This is a genomic window from Candidatus Frankia alpina, from assembly GCF_902806485.1.
GTDB lineage: Bacteria > Actinomycetota > Actinomycetes > Frankiales > Frankiaceae > Frankia > Frankia alpina.
In genome coordinates this window covers 1-21,151 of the sequence record NZ_CADCWT010000040.1, presented here as the reverse complement: position 1 = coordinate 21,151, position 21,151 = coordinate 1, and the positions used below count along the sequence as shown (strand labels likewise).

The window sequence follows — 21,151 nt, the reverse complement described above, 5'->3', positions numbered from 1 at the left end:
GGATCTGTAACCTGGATAACATAGCTCACCATGTGGGCTGGGTAACCTATCCGGTTCTCTCCGCCGAGCCCTTCCGACGGGCCGAGTGGGACGGGATGGAGGGGCTGTGGGCAGCACAGGTGTGTGGGGGAGGCGTCCGCGCCGGGCGCGGGTGGGAGCGGCGCTCCTGGCCGTCGGCCTGGGCCTGTTACCGGCCGCGTGCGGCAGTGACGGAGGCAGCGGGGGCGGCGCAGGCGCGACCCCGGCGGCCGGCTCGACCGTGACGCTCCCCCCGGGCACGAAGGCGACCGGTGCGCCGGTGAAGATCGGTTTCATCACCGCGGAGGGCGGCAGCGCGATCTCCCTGCCCGAGGTCCGCGAGGGCGCCCAGGCCGCCACCGCCTACGACCACCTCGGCGGCATCGGCGGGCGGCCCATCCAGCTCGTCGTCTGCAAGTCGCAGGAGGACGCGGCCTCCGCCCGCGCCTGTGCCAACCAGCTGGTCGAGCAGAAGGTTACCGCCGTGAACATCGGCACCACGGCCTTCGCCGACTCGATGGTCCCGGTCATCACCGGCGCCCGGATCCCCTACACGACGGGCGTGGCGGCCAGCGGCGCCGAGTTCGTCACCGACGGCGCCTTCTCCTGGACCGGCGGCTTCCCCACGACGCTCGGCGTCATGGCGCAGACCGCCAAGGACAAGGGCTACAAGAGCGTCTCCCTGTTCGTCACGGATGCCCCCGCCGTGACCGCCGGTGCGAACGCCCTGGGCAAGCCGGTGTTCGCCAAGGCCGGCGTCGGCCTCGACATCGTCCCGATCCCGGTCGGCACGCCGGATGCCACCTCCCAGGTCACCGCGACGATCGGCAAGAAGCCCGGCGCGGTGATCCTCGTCGGTGAGGGGACCTTCTGCACCACGGTGCTCAAGGGTCTGGTCGCGGTCAACGCCACCCAGCCGAGGTTCGTCATCCAGCCGTGCCTGTCGAAGACCGTCGAGGACGCCGCCCCCGGCGCGCTGGACGGCGCGACGCTGTTCACCCCGGGCGACACCGAAAGCGACAACGCCGAGTCCCGGCTCTACCGGACGGTGATGGGCCGGTACGCGCCGAAGACGGCCCTCGACGGCTACGCGGTGACCGGCTACCAAAACCTGCTGGGCCTCGTCCGCGCGCTCAAGGACCTCACCGGGGACGTCACCCCCGCCTCCGTGACCAGCACGCTGAAGGCCGCCAAGGACGTGGTCCTGCCGGCCGGCGACGGCCTGACGTTCACCTGCGACGGGACCGCGATCCCGAATCTAAAGGCGCTGTGCTCGACCGGCTCCGTCGTCGCCACGGTCAAGGGCACCAGGGCGACCGGCTACCGGACCGTTGACTCGGCCAGCCTGTTCGGCGGCTGATCCCGCACCCACCATCCGTCCGGTCGACGCCGGGCCCGACCCCGCGCTCGGCACCTCCACCCGGCCGCTCCACCCGGCCGCAGCAGCCGGGTGAGACCGGCCACGGCGACGGCGACCCCGACCAGCACCCACAGGCTCGCCGTGAACGCGCCCTCGGCCGTGGGGCCCGCGCCGAAGAACACCACGCCGATCACGGCGACCCTCAACGCGCCGCCGATCTGCTGCGCCATGGAGAGCACCCCCGCCGCGGCGCCCGCGTGGCGCGGATCGATGCCCGCCAGCACCGTCGAGGACAGCGGGACGAGCACCAGGCCGATGCCGAGCCCCGTCACCGCGAGCCCGGGGACCAGGGCGAGGGCGCTCGCCGCCGACGCGGTGGCCAGGAGCAGCGCGCAGCCCGCGGCGACACCGAGGGCGCCCACCGCGAGGACCCGGTGACCAAGCCGGTCGCCGAGCGGCCCAGCCAGGAACATCGCCAGGAAATAGCCGGCGCCGACGGCGACGATCCCGGAGAACAGCGCGCCGTAGCCGCGTCCCTGCTGGAGATGAAGCGCGAGGACGAAGAAGAACGAGCTCGGGATCAGGGCGAACCCCAGCGCGACGCACGTGCCGGCCACGAAGGCGCGATGCCGGAACAGGCTGAGGTCGACCAGCGGCGCCCCGCCGCGGACGGCGAGCCGGCGTTGGCGGGCGACGAACCCGGCGGCCAGGACCGGTGCGGCGGCCAGGCAGCACCACACCCACCCCGGCCAGCCGTGTTCCCGTCCCTCCACCAGCGGCAGGACGAGCAGGGTCGCCGCCGCGGTCACGAGCGCGGCGCCGACCAGGTCCAGCCGCGCCCGCGGTCCGCGCGACTCCAGCAGGACGCGCCGGGCGGCGGGCAGGGCAAGCAGGCCGACCGGCACGTTGATGAGGAACACGGCCCGCCAGCCCGAGCCGGCTAGGTCCGCCTCGATGAGCGCGCCGCCGATGAGCTGGCCGAGGACGCCGGCGATCCCCATCGCGAACCCGTAGGCCGCGAACGCCGGCCCCCGGCGCCGCCCGGTGTAGAGGGCGGGGGGATGGCCAGTACCTGCGGGGTGAGCAGCGCGCCGGCGGCCCCCTGCAGGAACCTGGCGGCCACGAGCACCTCGGCGCTCGGAGCGAGACCGCAGGCCGCCGATGTGAGGGTGAACAGCGCGAGCCCCGTCAGGAACATCCGGCGCCGGCCGTAGAGATCGCCCAGCCGACCCCCGGTGATCATTCCGACCGCGAAGGTGAGCCCGTAGTCGGCGACGACGAGCGACAGCGTCGCCGACCCGGCGTCCAGGTCCGTCTCGATCGACGGCAGCGCGACGTTGACGATGAATGAAGTCGAGGAAGGTGACGAACGTGCCGGCGAGCACCACGACCAGTGGCAGCCAGCCGGCCGTTTGCGCACCGTCGGTCCGCGGCGGAGCTTGCGTAGACGAGGTCACGGATCTCCCAGAGCAGCCGGCATCCCCACGGCGCCGCCGCCCGCGCGAGCGGCCGGCCGCTGGGGTGCCGTGATCGGATCGGATCGGTGGCGGCGAGGGAACCTCCCCGCCGCGCCCGATCCTCCGGTCGCCCGCAGATCCCGTCGATTACGCGCGAGGTAATGCCGCACCGCCGGGCGTCACCACTCGGGTCCGGGCGGCGAAACAGGGATGACGAGGCCGTGGGGCCCTCGGGCGCCTACCGCCCGACGCCGGACTGTGCGGGGCGGGGAGCCAAGCCCTCGACGGTCAGGTGCAGCAGGCGGTCGGGGGCGAGGCTGCCAGGCAGGGCCGCGGCGGTCTGCTCATGCGCCCAGGACAGCCCGCTGACCAGGGTGAACAGCTCGAGGGCGGTGACGTCAGGCCGGATCTGCCCGGCCTGTTGGGCGGCGCGGAGCAGATCGCCGCCGGCGGTGCGCATCACCTCGCAGGCGGCGTGCAGCTCACTGGCGGGATCGAGCAGGGTCTGCAGGAAAGCCGCGGTGAGCCCGCGGTAGGTGCCGTTGAACGCGACGAGTTCGCGCAGCCAGGCGAGCAGCGCGGGGCCGGCGGGCCGGGCAGCCGCCACCTCGCCGGCGGAGGCGGTCAGGCGCTGGAACTCCTCGCGCAGCACCGCCTCCAGCAGCACCTCTCGGGCGGGGAAGTGCCGGTAGAGGGTGCCCGTCCCCACGCCGGCCCGGCGGGCGATGTCCTCCAAGGAGGCGCCGGTGCCGTGCTCGGCGAAGGCCACCCGGGCCTCGGTCAGCAGCCGCTCGTAGTTGCGACGGGCGTCGGCGCGCATGGTGCGCGTCCCGGCCGGGCCACTCACGCTCCCACCCCCAGGGTTCGATGTGACCGCAATCCGCCTAACCGGAGCCTACCTCCACTAAGGTGATGGGCGGCAGAACGGAGACAGCCTCCGGTTATCTTGCCAGCAGACGAGGGAGCGAGCATGACGACGGTTGACGCGGCGACGGGAACAACCGCGGACCCGCAGGCGCCTACGGCCGGGGCGGTGACCACGGCGCAGGTGGTCGCGGCGCAGGTGGTCGCGGACACCCGCCGGCGGCTCGGCCGGTACGGCGTGTGGCTGGCGGCAGGCACCCTGCTCGCCGCGCCGGTGGCGGTCCAGCGCGCCAGTTCGACCGCATCGAGCGCCTCGGCTACGGCTCGCTGTGGGGCGCCGGCCCGCCGGCCGGCGGGCCGGGCAGCGGCCGGGAGGCGTTCGCCCAGCACGGCCTGATCCTCGCCGCCACCGAGCGGATCATCGTCGGGACGGGCATCGCGAACGTGTCCGTCCGCGAGCCCGCCGCCATGCACACCGGGGCCGCCACCCTCGCGGAGGCGTACCCGGACCGGTTCGTGCTCGGGCTCGGCGGGCAGCAGGGGTCACGCCCGCTGACCGCGCTCGGCGACTACCTGCGGGCGGTGGACGACGTCGCGGCCTGGCTCCTGCCCACGCCGCGCTACCCGCGGGTGCTCGCCGCCCTGGGACCGCGCGCCCACCGGCTCGCCCGCGACCACGCCGACGGGGTGCACCCCTTCCTGCAGCCGGTGGCGCACACCGCCGCGGCCCGCGCCGCCGTCGGCCCGGACCGGCTGGTCATCCCGCATCAGGCCGTGTTGCTCGAGGCCGACCCGGCGACCGCACGGGGGCGGCTGCGCGCCGTCTTCAACGCCGGGGCGGGGAGCGCGGAGTCCCCGTACACCAGGAACTACCGGCGCCTCGGCTACAGCGACGCGGACCTGTCCGGCGGACGCAGCGACCGGCTGGTCGACGACATCCTCGCGTGGGGAGACGAGGCCGCCGTGTCGGCGCGGCTGGCCGCCCACCTGGCCGCCGGCGCCGACCACGTGCTCGTGCACCCGTTCGCCGCAGACCTGCCGGCCGCGGTCGACCAGCTCGAACGGCTGGCCCCGCTGCTGACCGGCGCCTGAGGTCAACGCCCGTCGTACTCCTGACGGGCATCGTCGATCTGGTCCATGTGTTCCAGGGCCCAGCTCATCAGCGCCCAGGCCGTGTCGAGCAGCGTCCGACCGAGCTCGGTCAGCTCGTAGTCGACCCGCGGCGGGACGACCGGATGCACGGTCCGGCAGACCAGGCCGTCGCGTTCAAGCCCGCGCAGGGTCGAGGTCAGCATGCGTTGGCTGATGCCCGGCACGGCCCGCCGCAGCTCGGTGAACCGGTGGCTGCCCCGACCGAGCTCGCTGACCACCGCCAGCGTCCACTTGTCGCCGACCCGGTCGAGGATCTCGCGAACCCGGCACGTCGCATCATCCCGGACCGCCAGGACCGCCGCCGCCCGCGTGTCGGCCTGCCGGCCGCCGTGCTGGCTGACCACACTGCCGTTCGGGCCGACCACACCGCCGTTCGGGCCATCCCCATCGTCACTCGGGCCACCCTCGTCGCCGACGGCGGACTTCGCGCGCATAGTTACCTCCACATCACCGAGGAAGAAAATAGTGCCGTCTTCCGAGGCACTCGATGGTTCCGCAGAATCGGTCCAGTTACCAGAAGGAACCATCGACCCGCATCGGAGTGACCATCATGACCGCCCTGGCACCCCCGCTCGACGAGGCGTTCGCGGTCCCGGCCGACGCGGCGCGGCTCGACCGGACAGCCGCGAACCTGCGCGAGCGCGGCTACCTCGTACATCTCGTGGACACCGCCGAGCAGGCCCGCCGACTCGTCCGGGAGCTGCTCCCCCGGGACGAGGAGATCTTCACCGCCGCCAGCGAGACGCTGCGCCTGTCCGGCATCGCGGCGGACATCGACGAGTCCGGCGAGTTCCGGTCGGTCCGGCGTGACGCTCCGTCACCGGGAGCCGACGTAGTCGCCCAGATCCGGCTCGGGGCCCTGCCCGACGTGGTCGTCGGCAGCGTGCACGCAGTGACGGAGGATGGCCAGCTCGTCGTCGGCTCGGCCAGCGGCAGCCAGCTCGCGCCGTACGCCTCGGGCGCCCGCCGGGCGATCTGGGTGGTCGGGGCGCAGAAGGTGGTGCCGGACCTGGCGACCGGGATCCGCCGCGTCCACGCCTACAGCCTGCCCCGGGAGTGGCAGCGGTTGCAGGATCTCTATGGCCAGAGCTCGTTCATCGGCAAGATCCTCATCGTGGAACGGGAGGCTCTCCCTGAACGCGCCACCATCGTCCTGGTCCGCGAGACGCTGGGCTTCTGGCCGTGTCGCCCGACGCGCGCGCCGGTGGCGAAGCGGCGTGAAATTCCTGGCCAGCACGCTGGCGGCGCGCGATAGCGGCCCCGCCGTGACGGCAGAACCACTTCCCGTTCGACTCGCTGGAAGACTTCATCGACAACGGCTCGACCCTCGTCGGCACCGCCGACCAGATCACCGACAAACTGCTCGATCTGTATCGGCGCTTCGGCAACCAGGTCCTCGGCGTCGGGGTGGAGGGCTTCTTCCTCACCGACCCCGCCACCACCCGCGCCCACCTGGAACGCTTCTTCGCCGAGGTCGCCCCCACCCTGCGCGCCGAGCTGCCCTCTCCCGTCTGGGCCACCGACCCACCGGGCAGTCACGACCGCGGCGTCACTCGACCTGCTCAGTGACCAGCGGGCCATGGCAAGGTCCTCGATAGTCGCGGCGATCCGGTCGCGCTCCCCTTCCAGAGGTGGGTCGCTGAGGTAGTCGAGCCGGCCGGCGGGGTGGGTATGAGCCACTACCATCGACAATCATGACCATCGACGCTTCCCGTGACGGAACCCCCACGGACGACGCGGCTGCCACCGGCGCCCAGATCGCCACGCCGGCCTCGCGGTCGACACGTCGACCGGCCGCCGGGCCGGTCGGGCCGGTCGATCTGCGCAGCGACACGGTGACCCGCCCGACCGCGGCGATGCGCCGGGCGATGGCGGCGGCGGAGGTCGGCGACGACCACTACGGCGAGGACCCGTCGGTGCGAGCCCTGGAGGAGTACGCCGCGGACCTGCTCGGCCATGAGAAGGCCGTGTTCGTCCCGAGCGGGACCATGGGAAACTTCGTCGCCCTGCGCGCCAGCGCGGCGGTCGGCACCGAGATCATCGCCGACACCGAGGCCCACATCGTGACCTACGAGATGGGCGGCCTGGCCGCACTCGGCGGAATTCAGACCCGGACGATACCCGGGCTCGCGGACACCGCGGAGCTGGCGGACGTCGCCGCGGCGATCCGCTCGCACAGCATCGGCGGCAACTACAACATGGTCCGCACCAGTGTGCTGGCCGTGGAGAACACCGCCGCCCGGGCCGGCGGCCGGGTCTGGTCGCCGGCCCGGCTGGACCAGTTCCGCGACCTCGCCGCCGCCTCCGGGATCGCGCTGCACTGCGACGGCGCCCGGCTGTGGAACGCGGCCGTCGCCGGCGCCGTCGAACCGCGCCGGCTCGCGGAACCGTTCACGACCCTGTCGGTCTGCCTGTCCAAGGGGCTCGGCGCACCGGTCGGATCGCTGGTGATCTGCGACGCCGGCCGGGTCGACGAGGTTCGGCAGTGGCGTCGGCGGCTCGGCGGGGCGATGCGCCAGGCCGGGGTGCTGGCCGCGGCGGGCCTGCACGCGCTGCACCACCACGTCGAACGCCTCGTCGAGGATCACCGGCGGGCGGCCGAGCTCGCCGCGCTGCTCGCCGACGCCGCGCCCGGCCGCGTCGACCCCAAGCAGGTCGAGACCAACATGGTGCTCGTCGAGGTCGCCGACGCCGGGCGGTTCGCCCACCGCGCCGCCGAGCAGGGCGTGCTGGTCGGCGCGATCAGCCCGACCATCCTGCGGATCGTCACCCATCTTGACGTCGACGACGCGGGTATCCACCACGCCGGATCGGTCCTCGCCGACCTGCTGCGCGCCGAACCGGCCGCCGCCTGAACCGACCGGCCTCGGAACGCCGGCCCCGGCGACCCTTGCTCGCGCGGCGCGCCTCAGCCCGCGGCGGGCCGGCCCGAGCAGCTTGAACACGGCGCCGGTGGGGTCGGCGGCGGCGGCGAGGCGGCCGTACGGGGTGTCCTCGGCCGGCAGGACGGTCGAGCCGCCGAGCTCGGCGGCCCGCTCCAGCGTCGCATCCGTGTCCGCCGTGGCGAAGTACACCGACCAGTGCGCCGGCACGCCGTCCGGCAGGAACCCGCTCGCGTCCATGATCCCGGCGTGGGCTGCGTCGCCCTCCCCGTAGGTCGAGTAGCGGAAATCCGGGGTGTCGGCGACGGCGTGGACCTCCCAGCCGAAGACGTCACGGTAGAACGGAACCGCGGCGGCGTAGTTCCGGGTCAGCAGCTCGAACCAGGCCGGTGCGCCCGGCTCGGCGACGACGCCGAAGCCGGTGTGCAGGCCCGGCTGCCACAGGCCGATGGCCGCACCGCCCGGGTCGGTCACCACGGCCATGACGCCGAGGTCGGCCACCGCCATCGGCGGCACGATCACCCCTCCGCCATGCTCGGTTGCGGTGGCGACGGTCTTCTCCGCGTCCGGCGTCGAGAGGTACACCGACCAGCCGTCGGGCGCGTCCATCCCCGGCTGCTTGGGCATCAGGCCGCCGACCCGGACGCCGTCCCTCGTGAGGTTGGTGTACCCGCCGAACTCCGGGGCGGACTCCTCCGCCGCCCAACCGAACAGCTCGCCGTAGAACACCTTGGCGCCATCGGGGTCGGAGGTCATCAGGTCGACCCAACAGGGGGCGCCAGCCAGGATGCTGTCTCGCGTGGGCATGGTGACTCCTTCGAGTGCTGCGAACCCGCATGCTGCGGACCGTGCCATCACCCTGGACCCCGCCACCGACAGTTTTTCCTCGCCGCCTGGCAGGACGCCGTCCGCAAGTCACGGCGGGAACACAGCCCGGATCCGCGACGCGCCGCCGACCCTGGCAGCACGCCGCGCGGAACGCCTGTGACCAGGGCCTACCCACCCCCCGATCGCTGCATCCCGGCGCCGACCCATCCCATGGCCTCAGCCCTTCGCCGGGTCAGGTCGAGCCGCGGCCCCGCGGCTCGATCCGCGGCCCCGCGACGCTACGACCTCCGGATGGTCCCGTCGCTCAGGGTTCGGCGCTCAGGGTTCGGCGATGACCTTGTCGTCGAGCAGGCGGAGGATGTCCGCCTCGCCATAGCCGAGCTCGGTGAGGACCTCGCGGGAGTGCTGGCCCAGGGCCGGTCCCGCACGGCGGGCCGAGGGCAACTCGTCGTCGAACTGCACCGGAGCGGCCGCGAGGCGGACGTCGGGATGCTCGGGGTGCGCCATGAGATAGCCGTTCTCGACGACCGCCGGGTCGGCGACGACCTCCGTCGGAGTCGCGAAGAACGAGAAGATGCAGCCCTGGGCACGCAGCTTCGCGTCCAGCTCGGTGTGGTCGAGCGTGGTGATGACCGCGTTGATCCGCTCGTGGATCACCGGCCAGCCGGCCCGGCGCGAGGTCGGGTCGGGGAAGCGGGCGATGAGATCGTCCAGGCCGAGCGCCCGGCAGGCCTGCTCCCAGTAGCGCCCCTCATCGATCATCATCAGGGACACCCACCGGCCGTCGGCGGTCCGGTACTGGTGCACGAGCGGCGAGATCTGCTCGTCGGCCGCCATCGGCATCTGCTCGCCGGCCAGGGTGGTGTAGGCCAGGTCGGGCCCGAGCGTCCACACCGCCGAACCCAGCAGAGAAGTGTCGACCACGATGCCCTTTGCCGGTCCGCCCCACGTGAACGAGCCCGGCGCAGATCCCACCGGCCAGGAACATCCCGCTGGGGCCGTCGCCGAGGGTCGGACGCTGCTTGGTCGGGCGCGTCGCGTTCGCATCGGTCAGGACGTGGGCCACGCCGCCGCGCGCCCAGTACGAGACACCGTCGAAACCGCCGGCCTCGGCGTCAGGCCCGCGCTGCCCTTGGCCGTGCCCGCGGGCGTACACGATGCTCGGGTTGAGCGCGAAGACGTCGGACGGTTCCGTGCGCAGCTTGCGGCGGACGCGGGGCAGCTGGTTGGTGATGTACACCTCGGCCCAGCGCACGAGCTTCTCGAAGATCTCGCGGCCCGCGGGCTGCTCGACGTCTAAAGCGATGCCGCGCTTGTTGCGGTTGAACAACTCGAACTGGAAGTCGTAGCCGTCCTTCGTGGCCACCATGCCGCTGGCGATGATCCTGCGCATGGCATCACCGGCCAGCCGCTCGATCTTGACCACGTCGGCGCCGAAATCACCGAGCGCCGCGGCAGCCGACGGCACGAAGCCATGCTCGGAGAAGTCGAGGACCCTGACGCCCTCCAACCGTCTGGTCATGACTGCGTCTCCCTACGTCGATTAGCTTTGGCGCAAAAACGTAACATCACGGGCAGGGCCGAAGTCGTGGTCGGCGGCGGAAGGCCAGGCCACGCCGACACGCCCGGTGGTGCCGCGCGATGGCGATCAGGAGTGTCGGAATTCGCTCCGGTGGTCGCCGAGCATGGGGTGAACGTGTTGTTCACCGCGCCGACCGCGATCCAGGCGATCAAGAAGGAGGACCCGGCTGGCGCCCTGCTGCGCGGGCATGACCGCTCGTCACCGCCGCCCCCTGACAGTCCACCGGCGGCGAGTCCGCGCGGTCAGTGGTGGAAGGACGCCTCGCCGTCCGGCGGGGGCGACGGGAAGGGCCGTCCGACGCCGGTCAACCTGTCCACAACTCGGCGCAGGTCGGCGATGAGCATCTCGGCGAGGTCGCGGCTGAACTCGTGCCGCACGACGACCCGCAGCACGGCGAGATCGGTCAGGTCCGCCGGAAACCGGTAGGCGGGCACCAGCCAGCCGCGGGTGCGCAGCAGCTCGGAGACGTCGAAGACGGTGTAGTCGGTGATCTCGTCGCGCAGCCGGAACGCGAACGCGGGGATCCCGCTGCCGTCCGAGACGAGTTCGAAGGGACCCATCCGGGCCACCTCGTCGGCGAGCCACCGGGCATTGTCCCGGCACGCCTGGGCCACCCGGCGGTAGCCGGAGAAGCCCAATTGGAGCAGCGTGTAGTACTGGGCGACGACCTGAGCCCCCGGGCGGGAGAAGTTCAGCGAGAACGTCGGCATCTTCCCGCCGAGGTAGTCCACCTCGAACACGAGTTCGTCCGGCAGGTGGGCGCGGTCGCGCCACAGCACCCAGCCGACCCCCGGGTAGACCAGCCCGTACTTGTGCCCCGACGCGTTGATCGACACGACCCGGTCGAGCTGGAAGTCCCAGACCAGCTCGGGGTCGCAGAACGGGGCGATGAACCCGCCGGACGCGGCGTCGACGTGCACCGGCACGTCCGGGCCGCCCCCGGCGGCCAGGCGGTCGAGCGCGGCGACGATCTCGGCGACCGGCTCGTAGCTGCCGTCGAACGTCGAGCCGAGGATCGCCACGACGCCGATCGTGTTCTCGTCGCAGCGCGCGGCGGCCTCGTCGGCGGTCAGGTGCGTGCGGCCCGGCGCCATCGGAACCAGCCGTGGCTCCACGTCCCAGTAGCGGGCGAACTTGTCCCAGCACACCTGGACGTTGACGCCCATGACGAGGTTGGGCCGGTCGGCCGGGGCGCCCGCCGCCCGCCGCCGGGCCCGCCAGCGCCGCAGCAGCGCCAGGCCGGCGAGCATGCACGCCTCGGAGGAGCCGGTGGTCGAGCAGCCGACCGCATGCTCCGAGTCGGGGGCGTGCCACAGGTCCGCGAGGATGTTGACGCAGCGCTTTTCCAGCTCCGCCGTCTGCGGGTACTCATCCTTGTCGATCATGTTCTTCGGTGCGCACTCGGCCATCAGCCGATCGGCCTGGGGGTCCATCCAGGTGGTCACGAACGTCGCCAGGTTCAGCCGCGCGTTGCCGTCGAGCATCAGCTCGTCATGGACGATCTGGTAGGCGGTCTCGGGCGAGATCGACTCCTGCGGGAGCCGAAACCGGGGGACGACGGCGTCCTCCCCCGGCCGGACCAGCTGCGGCCGCACGTCCACCGTCTGCTCCGCCCGCGACCCACTTGCCTTTCCGTGCAACGCCATCCAGGTCCACCTCCCGTCACCCGCCGCCGACGTCTCCCGTCTACACGCTCCCGGTTAACATCTGACCGTCCGACACCCGAGCGGCCTGGAACCAGACCGCCCGACACCCGACCACCCGACCGCGGCACCCAGCCGATCGGGAAGCCGGTCGGTCAGGCCATGGCTCCCGGGCGGCGCAGCATCCGGTGAACCTGCTCCCGCTGGTAGGCGAGCAACGCCGGCGCGCGCGCCTGCAGAGCCCGCTCGAGGAGGTCGACCGCCCGCGAGTCGTCTCCGATCGTCTGGAGCACACCCGCCGCACGCCAGAGGACCGGCCCGCTGTCCGGGGCGTCGTCGAGCACCGCCGACGTCTCCGCGGCCGCGGTGGCCGACCGTCCGAGCCGCGCCAGCGCAAGAGCACGAGCGGCCCGGGTCTCGGTGCTGTCCCCAGGACCGACGGAGCCGCCGGGGTCGGCGATGTCGGTGATGTCGGTGATGTCGGTGATGTCGGTGATGTCGGTGATGTCGGTGATGTCGGCGGTGTCCGGGCCGCCCGGACCCAGTCGGACCGCTCGGTCAAGGTCGTCCAGGGCCGCCGCGTCGTCCCCCAGCTCGACCCGTAGCTGACCGCGCCCGGCCAGGGCCGCCAGCGTCAGCGGCGCGATGGTCAGCACCGTAGAGAAGATCGCGGCGGCGGCCCAGCGCTGGCCCGAGTACCACAGGGCCCGAGCGAGATCGGTCTGCACGTCGAGTTCGGCCGGCAGCCGAGCCGACGCCGACTGAAGATCCTCGACCGCGGAGCCGAGCCGCCCGGTCCGCAGCAGCAGCCGCCCAGCCGCGGCCAGCGCCCGGCCCGACGACTCGGCGTCCGGCAGCGACTCGTAGAGCTGCGCGGCCTCCCGGTAGCCGCGCTCGGCCTGCTCGATCCGCCCCTGGGCATCATCGAGATCGGCGCGCAGCATCACTGCCTGTGCGAGGGTGCGCGGATCCTCTGCGTCGCGCCGCAGCACCTCGTCGGCGTGGATCCGGGCGGCCGCGAGGTCGCCGTCCGCGAGGCTGATCAGGGCCGCCTGAAGGTAGTCGATCGCACCGATCTCCGCCGCCAAGGCGTCGGCCGCCGGCCAGTCCGGCACCGCGGCCTGCAGCGGGGGGATGAGCCGGTCGTCGAAGAGCTCGAACCGGCGGGATCCCGAACGCCACTCGCTGGCGAGGACGTATCGCTCGGCCAGCGCCGCCAGCAGCGCGTTGGGCATCCCAGCGGTGGTCACGAGGCCCTCGTCGACCGTCGCCCGACGCCCGCGTTCGGTGACGAAGGTATGGACCAGCCACCGGCGCACGTCGGCGGCGTCGAGGTGGTAGCACCTCGCCTCCGTCACGATGACCTGCGTGAGGTGGGCCCCCAGGACCGCGTCGACCCGAACGGCGGGTTCCATGAGGTCCGGCCCGAGCGAGGCGACGCGATCGGCCGTGTCTCGCCACCTCGCCGCGGCCACGAGCTGGAGGTATGCCGGCGGGACGGCGTCCGCGGTCAGGACCGACACGGTTCCGGCTGCGTCCACCACCCGACTGCGCAGGAGCTCGTCGATGCAGGCCGCCGCGGATTCGGGCGGCAGCGGCCGGCCCGCCCGCCGCATCGGCTCGGCATACGCGGCGATCGCGGAGCGCCGGTCCAGCGCTCCGACCCGGACCCGGGCGACGCCCTCGCCACCGGCGAGCGCCGCCTCGTAGGGGGCGAGGCGGGCACGGACGTTCTGCCGGATCACCAGGAGCAGGTGCAGGTCGGGCAGCGCCGCGACCGCCTCTCCCAGCAGCGTCATGAACTGCTCCCGCAACGGATCGAGGTGGGACGTGCCCGGTGCGAAGAAATCCTCGAACTGGTCCACCGCGGCGAGGATCGGCCGGTTCGGGTCGGCGGGCCACCGACGGCCGTCAGGGCCAGGTCCCCGCCCGTCCAGACGGTCACGCAGGGCCGGTGGCAACGTCGACGTGTCGCCCGTGCCGGACCAGGTCCGCAGCACCGACTCGGCGAACGGGTTGGCCGCCCGGCCGGGCGACGGAGCACCGGCTCCGGCCGCGCCCGCTCCCGGGGAGATCCGACCCACCGGCAGCACGTGAGCCACCTCCGGGGAAAGCTGTGGAAGCACTCCCGCCCGCAACAGTGAGCTCTTTCCCGCTCCGGTTGGTCCGTACACGACCACCAGGCGGTTCTCGAGCCATTTCGCCAACAGAGTGTGAGCGGTAGCGGTCCGCCCGAAGAACCGGGCGGAGTCGATCTCCGTGAAAGGCCGCAGACCGGGAAACGGCGAGGCGCTCGGAACAACCGTCATCGCGCGACTCGGCCGCTACAGTGCCGGGAGCTGCGCGCCTCGTTCGACCGAGACGACGCACCGCACACAGAAGATTCGGCCGGCGTCCACGAACTCCACCCGGCCCTGGCAGCTCCGCCCAGCAAAGGGCGAACCGTCCCCGCGACGAGTTCGCCCGAGAAAATCGCATTTACGCCGCCCGCCGCGACCGCTTCAGTAGCCAATGCGGTAGAGCCCCTCACTGCCAACCCGGTGACCTCGGTGAATACTATCCGACCCCGGATCGGCGGCGGTGGACAACGGCCCGGCGGATCACACCGGCCATATTCGCCGCCTGCCGGGAATAGGGCCCTCCGGCGCGGGCACCCGCGCTGCGGCGGCCTGGGATGCGGCCAGCCTGACACGACACCGAGGCGACCATGGCCGCCGCCGCGGCAGTCACACCCGGGACTCCGCATCCGCCCGCTCCGACGCTCACCCTCGACGCTCACGCCGGGCGCTCACCTCGGGCACACGCCCTGGACATCACTCAGACAGCACGGCCAGCATCGCCGGGGCGGCTCCCGCTGTAACGCACGCCGGAACCCGTCCTTGACCTGGGCTTTCCCCACTCGTCCGGATGTCGCCTGACAGGAACCGGACAACCATCTCTTTCGTCACTATATGGTAGAAAAGTTCGGGAGTGCGCGGGGCGACACGCAGCCCGGCCAGGGGTGCCCTCCCAGCCCCTTCCAGAGGTAAGATCCAGGCGCTCGGTAAGCTGGATATTTTTTGCATGGGCGAGGTATGACGTCGACAAACGAACCACCTCGCGGCGAACAACGCGGGGGAATGGTGGATTCGGTGGTGAAGTCGGTTCCGGTGCAGGACACCGGTCGGCGGGTGCCGACCGTGTGGGGCAACGTGCCACAACGGAACAAGAACTTCACCGGCCGGGAAGGCCTGCTCGCCGATCTGCGCGCCCGCATCACCGCAGAGACGCGTGACGTCACCGCGGTCCTGCCGCACGCGCTGCAGGGGCTCGGCGGGGTGGGCAAGACCCATCTGGCGATCGAGTACGCCCACCGCTTCCAGACCGACTACGACCTCGTGTGGTGGGTGCCCGCCGACCAGCCCTCGCTGGTCCGGTCCACCCTCGCCACCCTCGCACCCCGGTTGGGGCTGGCGGACGCCGCCCCGCTGCGGGTCGACGACGCCGTCACCCAGGTGCTGGACGCGCTGCGCCGCGGGGAACCCTACCGCCGCTGGCTGCTGATCTTTGACAACGCCGAGCAGCCGGAACTGATCCGTCCCAGCATTCCGCACGGTCCAGGCCATGTCATCGTGACCTCGCGCAACCGGAGTTGGCTCAGTCACGTCGACACGATCGAGGTGAACGTCTTCGACCGCCGGGAAAGCCTGGAGTTCCTCACCCGCCGGGTTGAGGATATTTCACGAGCCGACGCCGACGAGCTCGCCGACGCGCTCGGTGACCTGCCACTCGCCCTGGAGCAGGCGGGCGCCCTGCAGGCCGAGACGGGCATGGACGCCCAGGAGTACCTGGAGCTGCTGCGCGAGGCCGGCGGCCGACTGCTCGCCGAGAACGCGCCCGCCGACTACTCCCGGCCGGTCGCCGCGGCCTGGAGTCTGTCGGTGAGCAAGTTGCAGGAGCAGGCGCCGTTCGCCCTGGAGCTGCTCCGCCGCTGCGCGTTCTTCAGCCCGGAACCGATCTCGATGGAGATCCTCGACCGCGGCAAGTTCATCCTGAAGTCCGAGTTCGGCGCCGCCATGCAGGATCGGCTGGTCGTCAGCCGCGCGGTCCGGGAGCTCGGCCGCTACGCCCTGGCCCGCCTCGACACCACCAACAAGACGCTGCAGGTCCACCGGCTCGTCCAGAAGTTCATCCGCGACGATCTGCCGGCCGAGGACCAGCGTCGGGTGCGCGACAGAGGTGCACCAGCTACTCGTCGGGGCGGACCCGGGCGAGGCGGAGGAGGACAACTGGCCGCTGTTCAGCCGGCTGCTGCCGCACATCGTGCCCTCCGAGGTCTACCGGGTCCGGCAGCCACAGGCGCGTCAGCTGATCGAACACGTCGTGCGGTACCTCTACCAGATCGGTGACTTCTCCACCGGCCTCGTCGAGGCGGATCGGGCGCTGGTCGGCTGGGTCGCCGACTCCGGCGATCGTGATCCCGCCGTCCTCATCCTGCAGGGGATCAAGGCCGACATCCTGTGGGCACTCGGCCGGTATCCCGAGGCCTACGAGCTGCGGCGCCCCGTCCTGGATGCGATCACAGAGGTGCTCGGTGCGGACCTGCGTTCCCACGGCGACTTCGAGGCCGCCCGGGAGCTCGACGAGGACTCCCTCGCCCGGCATCGGACGGTCTTCGGCGAGGAACACCAGGCCACCCTGTTCGCCGCCAACAACCTCGCCGTCGACTACACCCTCACCAGCTCGTATGCCCGGGCCCTCGAAACAGACCAGCGCAACCTCGCCGACCGGCGCGCCGCGTACACCCGCGACGACGCGGTGTGGGTGGTGTTCTCCATGGCCGCCCTCGCCCGCGATCTGCGCCATGCCGGGCAGTACCTGGATGCCCGGGAGCTGGCCGAGCAAGCGTACCTGATCTACCGCGACTTGGTGCAGCGTCGGATCCTGCCGGCCGGGCACTGGCACGTCCTCCAGCACGCCAAGGAGCTCTCGGTGGCGCGCCGCAAGGCCGGAGACTTCGCCGCCGCGCTGGAGTTGGCACGGGAGGTGCACGCCCGGTACACCAACAGCCCGCAGTACGGCTCCGAGCGCCCGGATACCCTCGCCGCCGGGATCAACCTCGGCAACGCGCAGCGAGTGGCAGGCGATCCGGACGAGGCAACCGTCCGGATCGAGAAGACCGTCCGTCGCTACCGCGACGTGCTCGGCCCCGACCATCCCTACACCTACGGCTGCGGCCTGAACCTCGCCCTCGTCCACCGGCAGCTCGGCCGGATCGAGGAGGCTGAGACCCTGCTGGCCGAGTCGCTCGCTGGTCTGGAGGCCAGACTGGGCGCCGACCACCACTTCACCCTGACCTGTGTGGTGAACCTGGCGACGGCACGTTCCGCGCTCGGGCGGACCGACGAGACGGTCAAGATGGGAGAGGCGGCCCTTCCCCGGTTCCGGGAACTCCTCGGCCATGATCATCCGCACACGCTCGTCTGCGCGACCAACGTCGCGCTGGACCTCGCCACCATCGGCCGGGCGGAGGAGGGCCAGGCCCTCACCGAGGACACGCTGCGCCGCTACCGGCGGGTCCTCGGTGAAGAGCATCCGGACGTGCGGGCCGGCCTGCGCGGCGAGCGGCTGGACTTCGACTTCGAGCCGCCGCCGCTATAGCCCCGTTCCCCCAGGGGTCCCGTCGGGGGCCGGCTCGGGTAGCCAGGCCGCAAGATCATCCGGGTCGACGCGGTACCCGCTCAGCTCCTCGACCCCCCGGTGCACCGCGCGGACGAGCTCGGGGTGGGCGATGAGCACCCGGCTGCCGTGTCGGCCGGTCTCCCGGCGGCACAGCGCGAGACCGGCCCAGGCCCCGAGGTGGTCCGGATCGTCGGCGATCTGCTGCTTGTAGGCGGCCGCGGCGGCCCGGAAGCCGCCGCAGGCATACGCCCGATCGGCCAGTGAGAAGTCCTCCTCGAACACACCGGGAACGCCCTCACGCATGGCTGCGAAGAGCTTCGGCTCATTCAGCCGGAGATGCGCCAGACTGAGCCGGGTGCTGTCGACCAGGCCGCGGTTGCCGGCCCGGATGGTTGTGGGCACCCGCATCCCGGTCGGCGCCGGACGGCCGGCGGCCCAGGCCCGGACGAGGGCCGCCACCCGGTCGGCGGCGGGTTCGGCGTTGCGCAGCCGCCAGGTCGTCCAGGTGTCGGCGCTGATCCGCCGGGCCAGCATCCGCGGCTCAGCTGGCACCGCGGCCTGCCGGTGGCGCCAGACCACCGTCCGCATGCCGTCGAGGAAGCGCAGTCCAGGCGGGGTCAGCGCACCGGACAGTCGGATCGCGACGAGGACCCGCCACACCTCCTCCCGCCACCGGGCGAACTCGAAATGCGCGTAGCCCGGCTCGGGGAGCACCCGCCGCTGGAAGTCCCAGAATCCGGTGAGGCCGAGGTAGGCGTAGGCACCTGGAGGAGACCGGGCAGGGGGCGGGGACGGCGCGCCAGGGTACGTAGAGCAGCCGTCCCTCGACGGGCTCGAACAGGGTGACGAGATCGAGCAGTGCGGACAGCTTGTTGTGCTGAAACTCGTGGACGAAGGCGGCCGCGCACGACAGGCCGTCCTTCGGCAGCGTCATCGCGACCGCCCCGAACACCTCGCCGACGGAGGCGCTGAGCTCGGTCGCGCCGCTCGTCGGCCGCAACGGGAAGACCGTCGTGAGCCCGGCGGCGATCGCTCGCGCCGCACGTGGATCGCACCGGCACAGGATCCGCCAGCCCTCGGCAAGCCGCTGGCGCCACAGGTCGAGCGCCTCCGGGACGATCTCGGACGTCATGGGCAGGTCGAGCAGAAGGCGGGCGGGATCGACGAAGTCCAGGCGTAGCTCGATCCGCTCGCCCACCGCCTGCGCGTCGAGAGTGGGAACCGGCTCCCAGCCGGAACCGGCGTCACGGATCAGGTTGCGCTCGGCCGCCCCCGCTGCCCGGGCGATCAGGACCGGGCGCTCCTGCGGTGAGCCGGCCGTCCGCAACGTCAGTGCGCCACCGGCGGTCCGCGTCTGGGCCCAGCCGGAAGACGCGCCACGGTAACGGCCAAGGGTGGGCAGAACCAGCTCGTCGTCTCTGATCAGCACCGGGACCTCGGCATCCAGCCCGGCCAGATCGTCCTCAAGCGGGATGGGTGAGGACACGGCGCCGCGCATCCGTCGCAGGCAGTGCATCGCCCACAGCCCGAACCCCGGCGAGAGCAACAGCTCCTCCACCGTGTCCGGCGCGGCGCGCTGCGCGGCGACAAGCACCTCGAAGCTGCGTGCGAGCCGGCCGCCGGCCGCCGGCGCCAGGCGAGCGGCGTCGTCCATGACCGCACGCAGGGTCAACAGCCGCTTGCTGAGCTGCGTCGCCCGGAGGCGGTGGACAACCTCCGCCCCGGCGCCCCCCACCGCCAGCTCATCGAAATCAGCGGCGGCCAGCCGATGAAGTTTCACGCTCACCCTGTGCGGCGTCGGGCGCGCTCAAGATCCGCGCCGATCCGGATTCCGATATGCGAGATCAGGTGGAACGGATCCGGACAGTACACCGAGCGGTTCCGGAAGCCGGTACCCGGCCGGTATCGATGGGGGTAGTACCCACCACCGCAGACCCGATGGATCGGGCAACCGGCGCATTCCTCGCCAAGCCCCGCGGCACCGATCTGTCTGGCAACGATGCCCGGATGCCGCAGAGCGGCATCGAAGTCGTCCCGGTCGACGTGCAACCCGGTTGACTCGGCTCCCTGGTAGGCGGACTTCAGCGCGTCAACCTGCTCGATCGAGCCGTCGGTCTCGACCACGACCACCGTTGACGGGGTCAGCCCCACGGTCTCGACCCGGCTGCGCCCGCCGAGCAGCAGAGCGATGATCTCGTCGAAGAGGCGGAGCTCCGTCTCGTGTTCCGAGGCGGAATACCAGCGGTCGAACAACGACTCGAGCCAGTCCGCGTACGGCGTGTCCCGCTCGTCCGCCCCCCGCCCGGGCGGTCGGACCAGCCAGTTTCCATGGGGCAGCAGAAAGTCGACCGCCGGCGGGTCCCAGGCGAGCAGGCTTTCGTACACCTCCACCGGGTCGCTTGCCAGGTCTATGACACAGAGCAGACCGCCGAAAATGTCGCGGAACCGCTGCGCGGTCAGCCGGGCGAGTCCGGCATGCGTGTCCGCGAGGCTTTCCGACCCGTCCCGTCGGACCCGCCGTCGGTTGTGGTGGTCGACGCCGCCGTCCACACTGACGCCCACGCGGATGCCGTGGCCCAGGCAGAGATCGAGCATGCGCTCGGTCAGCAGCACGGCGTTCGTCTGGAGGCTGAACACGACGCGCGTTTCGGCCGGCGCCGCGTCCCGAAAAGCCGTGACCACATGGTCGAGCAGGTCGGCCCCGGCCAGGAGCGGCTCACCGCCGTGCAGGACGACGTGGACGGCGGTCAGAGCGTGCCGCCGCGCATGCTGCGCCACTCGCCCGGCCGTCGCGGCAACCGTCCGGTGGCTCATCGCCGCGGGCTGACTGCGCCAGCTCTGATCAACCTGATGGTTGACGTAACAATAGGTGCACGAAAGGTTGCAGCGACTGTGCACCTTGAGAACGAACTGCGAGAAGGGCTCGGGTCGCCAACCCGAGCCCTCCAGTTCTTTGTCGGGAAGCGAGCCATACGGCCACTCCATCCGCCGCAGTCGCCTCGCGTCGGCGTCAGAGATCTGCACCCTGCCCCTGTCTAAAGCGCCGACCAGGCGGAGGTGAAAGCCAGACTCGAGTTGAAGCCGGTCCGCGGTGCGGAGACCTGCGCCGCCTCGCGATCCAGGCGTGCCAGTGCCCGCCGGAGCCCAGGGCTGTCCACCGCCCCGATCGCGTCAAGCCCCACCCCGGTCATGTCGGGTAGCCATGACTCGAAACCTATCAACGACCGATCCATCCGCGACCTCCTCAAGGGGCCCCGGTCTTCCAATCTAGCCTGCCCGGCGAGCTGGCGCCCGTAAAGCAACACAGTAGACTCCGTCCGGCGGGAACCGGCGTCGCGGCGACAAGCCGACGGCGCGCGGCCGGCGGGACGTATACCTCCGCCGGGCCCTTCGGAAACCGTACTTACCTGGTTTCCGGCGCACCGGTGCCAGGTCTCCTGCCACCTCCCACGACGTAGACTCTCTTCTCTCTCATCGATACCCGGCACCGGCTGGATCTGCGGGTGCGGTGCCGGTCGGGTAGGAAACGAGGGGACCAGTGGAACCGGTGGAGATCGTCCGTGGGTCATGGGTCAGTCAGTCGACACGGTGCCAGATAGCCGTCCGAGAACGCCCACCCGCACCGAGCCGCATCGCGGCCCGAATCCAGCGGGCGGCCCAGGCCCACGCCGGCGCCCGCCGCTCCGGACGTCTCCCGGCCCGAT

Annotated in this window: 15 protein-coding genes and 5 pseudogenes; 7 read left to right on the top strand and 13 right to left on the bottom strand. The window is 71.9% G+C overall.

The features are described 5' to 3' along the window. Nucleotides 1-106 precede the first annotated feature (106 nt). Nucleotides 107-1,378 carry an ABC transporter substrate-binding protein gene (locus G6R25_RS07245; protein WP_235947685.1) on the top strand — a complete coding sequence of 424 codons (1,272 nt, stop codon included), beginning with the start codon at nt 107-109 and terminating at the stop codon, nt 1,376-1,378. Here the strand turns inward: G6R25_RS07245 and G6R25_RS07240 are convergent. Together G6R25_RS07240 and G6R25_RS07235 are read right to left on the bottom strand one after the other, a co-directional pair. Beyond that, nucleotides 1,339-2,798: pseudogene (locus G6R25_RS07240) on the bottom strand (MFS transporter). The gene G6R25_RS07245 and the pseudogene G6R25_RS07240 overlap by 40 nt on opposite strands. 275 nt (nt 2,799-3,073) lie before the next feature. Continuing rightward, complete coding sequence (locus G6R25_RS07235) at nt 3,074-3,655, bottom strand: TetR/AcrR family transcriptional regulator (RefSeq protein WP_163552352.1); 582 nt, start codon at nt 3,653-3,655, stop codon at nt 3,074-3,076. A 284-nt stretch (nt 3,656-3,939) separates the two neighbouring features. Between G6R25_RS07235 and G6R25_RS07230 the strand changes: the two genes are divergently transcribed. Beyond that, the gene (locus G6R25_RS07230; RefSeq protein WP_235947681.1) at nt 3,940-4,791 is read left to right on the top strand and encodes a TIGR03620 family F420-dependent LLM class oxidoreductase; all 852 of its coding nucleotides are present in this window, start codon (nt 3,940-3,942) and stop codon (nt 4,789-4,791) included. Nucleotides 4,792-4,793: 2 nt separating this feature from the next. On the opposite strand, the gene G6R25_RS07225 is transcribed toward G6R25_RS07230, so the two are convergent. After that, nucleotides 4,794-5,285: a winged helix-turn-helix transcriptional regulator gene (locus G6R25_RS07225; protein WP_163552347.1), complete on the bottom strand. Its 492-nt coding sequence runs from the start codon at nt 5,283-5,285 to the stop codon at nt 4,794-4,796. Between the two features lie 116 nt (nt 5,286-5,401). On the opposite strand from G6R25_RS07225, the gene G6R25_RS07220 reads away from it, so the two are divergent. The 3 genes from G6R25_RS07220 to G6R25_RS07210 all read left to right on the top strand — a co-directional run bounded on the left by G6R25_RS07220 (nt 5,402) and on the right by G6R25_RS07210 (nt 7,706). Next, complete coding sequence (locus tag G6R25_RS07220) at nt 5,402-6,106, top strand: LUD domain-containing protein (protein ID WP_235947678.1); 705 nt, start codon at nt 5,402-5,404, stop codon at nt 6,104-6,106. 152 nt (nt 6,107-6,258) lie between these two features. Next, on the top strand, nt 6,259-6,420 hold the full coding sequence (locus G6R25_RS26395; protein WP_235825955.1) for a hypothetical protein: 162 nt from the start codon (nt 6,259-6,261) through the stop codon (nt 6,418-6,420). Nucleotides 6,421-6,545: 125 nt separating this feature from the next. Then, the gene (locus tag G6R25_RS07210; RefSeq protein WP_205446946.1) at nt 6,546-7,706 is read left to right on the top strand and encodes a GntG family PLP-dependent aldolase; all 1,161 of its coding nucleotides are present in this window, start codon (nt 6,546-6,548) and stop codon (nt 7,704-7,706) included. Between the two features lie 90 nt (nt 7,707-7,796). Here the strand turns inward: G6R25_RS07210 and G6R25_RS29535 are convergent. The 5 genes and pseudogenes from G6R25_RS29535 to G6R25_RS07190 all read right to left on the bottom strand — a co-directional run. After that, nucleotides 7,797-8,489: pseudogene (locus G6R25_RS29535) on the bottom strand (VOC family protein); the annotation flags it as partial. A gap of 390 nt (nt 8,490-8,879) precedes the next feature. Beyond that, nucleotides 8,880-9,608: a CoA transferase gene (locus tag G6R25_RS28710; RefSeq protein WP_268904100.1), complete on the bottom strand. Its 729-nt coding sequence runs from the start codon at nt 9,606-9,608 to the stop codon at nt 8,880-8,882. Beyond that, a pseudogene (locus G6R25_RS28705) lies at nt 9,556-10,083 on the bottom strand (CoA transferase); the annotation flags it as partial. The gene G6R25_RS28710 and the pseudogene G6R25_RS28705, both read right to left, overlap by 53 nt. A 302-nt stretch (nt 10,084-10,385) precedes the next feature. After that, entirely contained in the window at nt 10,386-11,789 is a 1,404-nt protein-coding gene (gad, locus tag G6R25_RS07195) for a glutamate decarboxylase (RefSeq protein ID WP_136448608.1), read from the bottom strand. Nucleotides 11,790-11,941: 152 nt separating this feature from the next. Beyond that, nucleotides 11,942-14,095 carry an nSTAND1 domain-containing NTPase gene (locus G6R25_RS07190; protein WP_205446945.1) on the bottom strand — a complete coding sequence of 718 codons (2,154 nt, stop codon included), beginning with the start codon at nt 14,093-14,095 and terminating at the stop codon, nt 11,942-11,944. Between the two features lie 825 nt (nt 14,096-14,920). Between G6R25_RS07190 and fxsT (G6R25_RS26385) the strand changes: the two genes are divergently transcribed. Continuing rightward, entirely contained in the window at nt 14,921-16,174 is a 1,254-nt protein-coding gene (gene fxsT / locus G6R25_RS26385) for an FxSxx-COOH system tetratricopeptide repeat protein (protein WP_419469323.1), read from the top strand. After that, on the top strand, nt 16,062-17,426 hold the full coding sequence (gene fxsT / locus G6R25_RS26380) for an FxSxx-COOH system tetratricopeptide repeat protein (protein WP_419469324.1): 1,365 nt from the start codon (nt 16,062-16,064) through the stop codon (nt 17,424-17,426). The genes fxsT (G6R25_RS26385) and fxsT (G6R25_RS26380) overlap by 113 nt, the downstream gene beginning before the upstream one ends. Here fxsT (G6R25_RS26380) and G6R25_RS26375 read toward each other — a convergent pair. From G6R25_RS26375 to fxsA, 5 genes and pseudogenes are all read right to left on the bottom strand, one after another. Then, complete coding sequence (locus G6R25_RS26375; RefSeq protein ID WP_235947672.1) at nt 17,421-17,999, bottom strand: hypothetical protein; 579 nt, start codon at nt 17,997-17,999, stop codon at nt 17,421-17,423. The two genes, fxsT (G6R25_RS26380) and G6R25_RS26375, sit on opposite strands and share 6 nt — an antisense overlap. Before the next feature lie 93 nt (nt 18,000-18,092). Continuing rightward, a pseudogene (locus G6R25_RS28700) lies at nt 18,093-18,161 on the bottom strand (hypothetical protein); the annotation flags it as partial. Between the two features lie 127 nt (nt 18,162-18,288). Further along, a pseudogene (locus G6R25_RS28695) lies at nt 18,289-18,579 on the bottom strand (aKG-HExxH-type peptide beta-hydroxylase); the annotation flags it as partial. Between the two features lie 650 nt (nt 18,580-19,229). Further along, nucleotides 19,230-20,471 (bottom strand): FxsB family cyclophane-forming radical SAM/SPASM peptide maturase, encoded by a 1,242-nt coding sequence (locus G6R25_RS07175; RefSeq protein ID WP_235947668.1) that lies wholly within the window; start codon nt 20,469-20,471, stop codon nt 19,230-19,232. An 11-nt stretch (nt 20,472-20,482) separates the two neighbouring features. Further along, a complete protein-coding gene (gene fxsA, locus G6R25_RS07170; RefSeq protein WP_161983186.1) occupies nt 20,483-20,680 on the bottom strand; it encodes an FxSxx-COOH cyclophane-containing RiPP peptide in 198 nt (65 codons plus the stop codon). Nucleotides 20,681-21,151: the final 471 nt, after the last annotated feature.